The 4748-nt window shown below is 73.0% G+C and carries 7 protein-coding genes; 1 reads left to right on the top strand and 6 read right to left on the bottom strand.

Features of this window, described 5'->3' with window-relative positions; all coding sequences use genetic code 11:
- The 6 genes from DEIPI_RS0107200 to nadE form a co-directional block, all read right to left on the bottom strand.
- On the bottom strand, positions 1-291 hold a 291-nt coding region (locus tag DEIPI_RS0107200), incomplete at its 3' end, for an MBL fold metallo-hydrolase (RefSeq protein ID WP_027481330.1).
- On the bottom strand, positions 288-458 hold the full coding sequence (locus DEIPI_RS39170) for a hypothetical protein (protein WP_169737046.1): 171 nt from the start codon (positions 456-458) through the stop codon (positions 288-290). The genes DEIPI_RS0107200 and DEIPI_RS39170, both read right to left, overlap by 4 nt.
- Positions 459-490: 32 nt before the next feature.
- Complete coding sequence (locus DEIPI_RS0107190; protein WP_084474058.1) at positions 491-1687, bottom strand: M48 family metalloprotease; 1197 nt, start codon at positions 1685-1687, stop codon at positions 491-493.
- Between the two features lie 97 nt (positions 1688-1784).
- The gene (locus DEIPI_RS0107185; protein WP_027481328.1) at positions 1785-2129 is read right to left on the bottom strand and encodes an RNHCP domain-containing protein; all 345 of its coding nucleotides are present in this window, start codon (positions 2127-2129) and stop codon (positions 1785-1787) included.
- Positions 2126-2518, bottom strand: a complete 393-nt coding sequence (locus DEIPI_RS0107180) for a hypothetical protein (protein WP_027481327.1) — start codon at positions 2516-2518, stop codon at positions 2126-2128. Before DEIPI_RS0107180 ends, DEIPI_RS0107185 begins: the two co-directional genes overlap by 4 nt.
- Before the next feature lie 51 nt (positions 2519-2569).
- On the bottom strand, positions 2570-3427 hold the full coding sequence (gene nadE, locus DEIPI_RS0107175) for an ammonia-dependent NAD(+) synthetase (RefSeq protein ID WP_027481326.1): 858 nt from the start codon (positions 3425-3427) through the stop codon (positions 2570-2572).
- A gap of 117 nt (positions 3428-3544) precedes the next feature.
- Here nadE and DEIPI_RS29300 point away from each other — a divergent pair.
- A partial coding sequence (locus DEIPI_RS29300; RefSeq protein WP_045233838.1) for an MFS transporter occupies positions 3545-4748 on the top strand: 1204 nt, incomplete at its 3' end.

Below are 4748 nucleotides of genomic sequence, written 5' to 3'. Positions count from 1 at the left end.
CCGCGCGAGGTGCGCCGCGCCGCGCGTGTGCACGTACACCCGCCCGCCGGAGCGCGCCACGATCTCCCCCGCCGCGCCCGCGTGGTCGAGGTGGATGTGCGTCAGCAGCACGTGCCGCACGTCCTCCAGGGCGTAGCCGAGCTCCGCGAGGCCCCGTTCGAGCGCTCCCAGGGTGCTGCCCGGCCCCGGGTCCACGACGGCGGGCCCTTCGGGCGTGTCCACGACGAAGCTGGAGATGACGCCCGGCACGCCCTGGAACGCCAGGTCCAGCGCGCGCACGGCGGGCGTCACGCGACCCCCATGAGGCGCGCGCCCGCCAGCACGGCCGCGAGGAGGTACTGCACGACGGACACGACCGTGAGGGGAAGCGCGCCCGGCGTTCCCCTCATCGGCCCGCGCGCCGCGTACAGGAGCCCCGACGCGGACAGCACGATCAACACCACCAGAACCCACAACATGCGGGAAGTCTAGAGCACGCGGCCCGGCGAGGTCAGCCGTCTCCCAGCGCGGCCGCCCAGGCGCGCGCCGCCTCGATCCGGCGTGACGTCGACGGATGGTCGTGCAGCCACACCTCGATCCAGCGGGGCACGTCCGGATCGGAGAGGTTGCCCTTCGCGAGGGTGGTCATGAGTTCCACGAAGCCCTCGGGGTCGCGGGTGGTGTCCAGCGCGAAGCGGTCGGCGGCGAACTCCTCGCGGCGTTTCTGGACGTTCGTGACGAGCCCGCCGAAGGTGCCCACGAGCGTGAAGGCCAGCAGCAGGATCGGGAGCGTGGCGATGTCCGTGACGCCCCGCAGACCGAACGACGTGCCCAGCAGGTGGTAGAGGGCGGCCGCGGCCAGCAGCGTCGCCGAGAACTGCGCGACGATCCTCACCACGGAGCGGCGCGTGTCCCGGTGGACGAGGTGCCCGAGCTCGTGCGCGACCGCGATCCGTACGCCCCGCACGCCCACCGAGGAGATCATCGTGTCCGACACCAGCACCTCGAATCCACGTCCGCGCGGGACGAGCGCGGCGTTCGCGCCCCGGGTCTTCGACGCGAGCTTCCAGAGGCTCACCCGCAGCAGCGGCACGTCTGCCCGCCGGAAGACGTCGCGGACGACGGCCTCCACCTCGGGGTCGTCCAGGGGCGCCGTGCGGAACCGCAGGCGGGCCACGAGCGGCGCGAGCAGATAGGCCGCCGCGACGAACACGAGGACCGGCAGCAGACTCCACAGGAGCCACGTCTCCGGGAAGGCCCGGAAGACCGCGTAGAGCCCCAGGAAGAGCGCGGCGGAGAGCGTGAGTTCGACGGCGGCACCCACGACGTGATCGAGCAGCCACGCGAGCGGAGCCTGCTTCGTGAGGCCGTCGGCGCGGTTGGGCAAGTACGAGAGCATCACGGTCACCGGGAGGGACGCGAGCTCGTGGATCAGGAGGAGCGCGGCGACGAACAGCGTGCGGGAAGCGAGGGTGTCGCCGCCCCCGGTGAGGTCACGCAGTTGCGCCGCGAGGCCGACGGGCACGAACAGCACGAACAGCACGACGTCCAGCAGGAGGTGCGAGACGACGGAGGTCACGCGCAGGTACTCGCGCTCACGGGCGCGGGCGGCGGAGGCGGCGAGGGGAGCGTCGGCGGTCATGCGCGCCACCTCCGGCGGGAGACGGCGCGGGCTTGGGAATGGATCGAGGTGAGCATCACCTCTCATCGTCTGTCCGGGATGGTGGCCCCAGCGGAAAAAGAGTCCACACCGCCCGCTCCGACTGTGCGGAACTTCACGGACGTGACGGGTCGACCCGAACCGCCTAGACGTCCCGGCGCCGCGCGGAGAGCTCCACGATCAGGTCGTAGTCGTCGGGCTGGTCCGGGTCGTCGAGGGCGGCCTTGTTGCGGCCCTCGAAGCCGCACCTCGCGCAGCGGTGCACGATCACCCAGCCCTTCTTCGGGCTGTGCTCCACCCCGACGGGCACCATGTCACCGCCGCAGTCGCTCGCGCGGTCCCCCGGGAAGACGTCCACGTGCAGGCTGTGCAGGCACGCGGGGCAGTGGTTTCGGACGCTGCCGTTGCGAAGAGGAGCCACGTCGGCGCCGCAGTGACGGCAGGCGAAGTGCTCGTTCGTGCCGCGCACCGTGAAGCGGCGGCCCGTCACGCGCGCCTCCCCCGGCGGCCCTCCAGGTACGCGTCCACGGCGGGCAGACCGATGATGCCGAAGCCGCACAGGATGAACACGAACCCCACCGCGAACACCGCGTAGCCCCACAGGGTCGCGGCGGACGCCAGCATGCCCAGCACCGCCGCGATCATCCCGCCGACGAACGCGAGCGCCACCGTCACCTGCCGCGCCCACCACGCCCCGCCGAGCAGCGCGCGGAACAGCATGAACGTCAGCGCGAGGCTCGGAAGCTGCGCGGCGAACCGGCTGAAGTCTCCCCTCACCCACATCGCCACGGCGGGCCCGGCGATCAGCACGAACATCAGCCCCAGCAGGGCCAGCAGCTGCGCGCGGCCCGGGTGCGCGTCATCGGATCGTCCCCTCACGGCCTCACTAGATCACGAGCGGCGCGCGCGCACCGGGGCGTTCGCCCCGTTTCAGGCTCGCGGCTCCTCGCGCCACCAGTCGTCGAAGGGCGTGACGGGCAGCGCCCGCTTGTGCCGCGTGACGCGGTGGATGCGCTCCAGCTTCTCCGCGACGTCCGCGCTGACCTCGCGGCCCTCCAGGTAATCGTCGATCTCGTGGTAGCGCAGGCCGAGCGCCTCCTCGTCGGGCAGGCCGGGGCGGTGGTCCTCCAGGTCGGCGGTGGGCGTCTTCTCGTACAGGCGCGCGGGCGCCCCGAGGAACTCCAGCAGCGCCCGCCCCTGCCGCTTGCTGAGGCCCGTGATGGGCATGAGGTCGGTCGCGCCGTCGCCGTACTTCGTGAAGAAGCCCGTCACGGCCTCCGCCGCGTGGTCCGTCCCGACGACGAGGCAGTTCTCGTGCGCCGCCACGGCGTACTGCGCGACCATGCGCTCGCGCGCCTTGACGTTGCCGCGGTTGAAGTCGCTGAGGCTCGCGCCCACCGCGGCCTCCACGGACGCCACGGCGGCGTCCACGGCGGGCCTGACGTTCACCGTCACGACCTTCGCCGGCCGGATGAAGTCCAGTGCGAGCCGCGCGTCGTCCTCGTCGGCCTGCACGCCGTAGGGAAGGCGCACCGCGACGAAGGTGAAGTCGCCCGCGCCGCCCGCCTCGGCGTTCAGTTCCTCCACCGCGAGCTGGCACAGGCGGCCCGTGAGGCTGGAGTCCTGCCCGCCGCTGATGCCGAGCACGAAGCCCCGCGCGGGCGTCGTGCGCAGGTACGCCTTGAGGAAGTCCACGCGGCGGCGCACCTCCGCCGCGGGATCGACGTGCGGGGCGGCGTGCAGTTCCCCCAGGATGCGGGCGCGGGTGGTCGTGTCCGTGACGCTCATGCCCCCGAGTGTGGCACGCGCGCGTGACGTGTTGGCTGCACGAAGGCTCAAGGTCGGCTTGAGGGCAGGTCGAAGAAATCGTCACCGCGCCTCGGGCGCGGAGGTTAGCCTTGCGGGATGACCGCGACCACGCAGACGATGGAGGCGCGCGGCGTCGACGACGCCATCGACGCCATCGGCCTGGGGCCCTTCCAGTGGAGGCTCCTCGCGATCGGCGGGCTCACCTGGGCCGCCGACGCGATGGAGGTCCTCCTCGCCGGGTTCGTGCTGCCCGGCCTCGTCGCCACGTACGGCCTGCGGCCCACCGGCACGGAGGCGACGCTCTTCCTGTCCGCCGCGTTCGTCGGCATGTTCGTCGGGGCGCTCACCTGGGGTCCCGTCGCGGACCGGGTGGGGCGGCGCTCGGTGCTGCTCACGACGGTGCTGCTCGGCACGGCCTTCGGACTGCTCGCCGCGTTCTCCCCGTCGTTCGGGTGGCTGATCGCGCTGCGCTTCCTGACGGGCTTCGCGATCGGCGGGACGCTCCCGGTGGACTACGCCCTCATCGCGGAGTTCGTCCCGACGAGGGTGCGCGGCCGCTTCCTGGTGTACCTGGAGAGCTTCTGGGCGGTGGGGACGCTGGCGGTGGCGCTCCTGGCGTGGTGGGCCTTCACGACCTTCCCGCCCACCGAGGCGTGGCGCTGGGTGCTGGGCCTCGCGGCCCTGCCGGGCCTGATCAGCTTGTGGATCCGCCGGGGCGTGCCGGAGTCGCCGCGCTCGCTGCTCGCACGGGGCCGGGCGCGCGAGGCGCGGGAGGTGCTGGTGACCGTCGCGCGCCTCAACGGGCGGGGGGACCTGCGCGTCGGGGAACTGGCCCCCGCGCCCCCCGCGGGCGGCGCGTCCTACGCGTCGCTCTTCCGGGGCGGACTCGCGCGGCGCACGGTCCTGCTGACCGTCACGTGGTTCAGCCTGAGCCTCGGGTACTACGGGGTGTTCTCGTGGCTGCCGACGTTCTTTCGCGCGCAGGGTCTCGACCTCGGGCTGGTGTACCGCAACACGCTCGTGCTGGCCGCCGCGCAGATCCCCGGCTACGTCCTCGCCGCGTACCTCGTGGACCGGGTGGGACGCCGCCCGACCCTCGCGCTCTTCCTGGGGCTCGGGGCCGCCGCGAGCTTCCTGTTCACCCTGGTGGGAAGCGGCGGCGCGTCGCTCGTCGTGAGCTCGCTGCTGTCCTTCGCGCTGCTCGGCGCGTGGGGCGCGCTGTACGCCTTCTCGCCCGAGCTCTTCCCCACGGCGGCGCGCGGGACGGGCATGGGCTGGGTGAGCAGCGCGGCGCGCCTCG

The sequence above is a fragment of the Deinococcus pimensis DSM 21231 genome (assembly GCF_000519345.1).
GTDB lineage: Bacteria > Deinococcota > Deinococci > Deinococcales > Deinococcaceae > Deinococcus_A > Deinococcus_A pimensis.
Note: the sequence above shows the minus strand (reverse complement) of the source record. Positions and strands in the feature narration are given on the sequence as shown.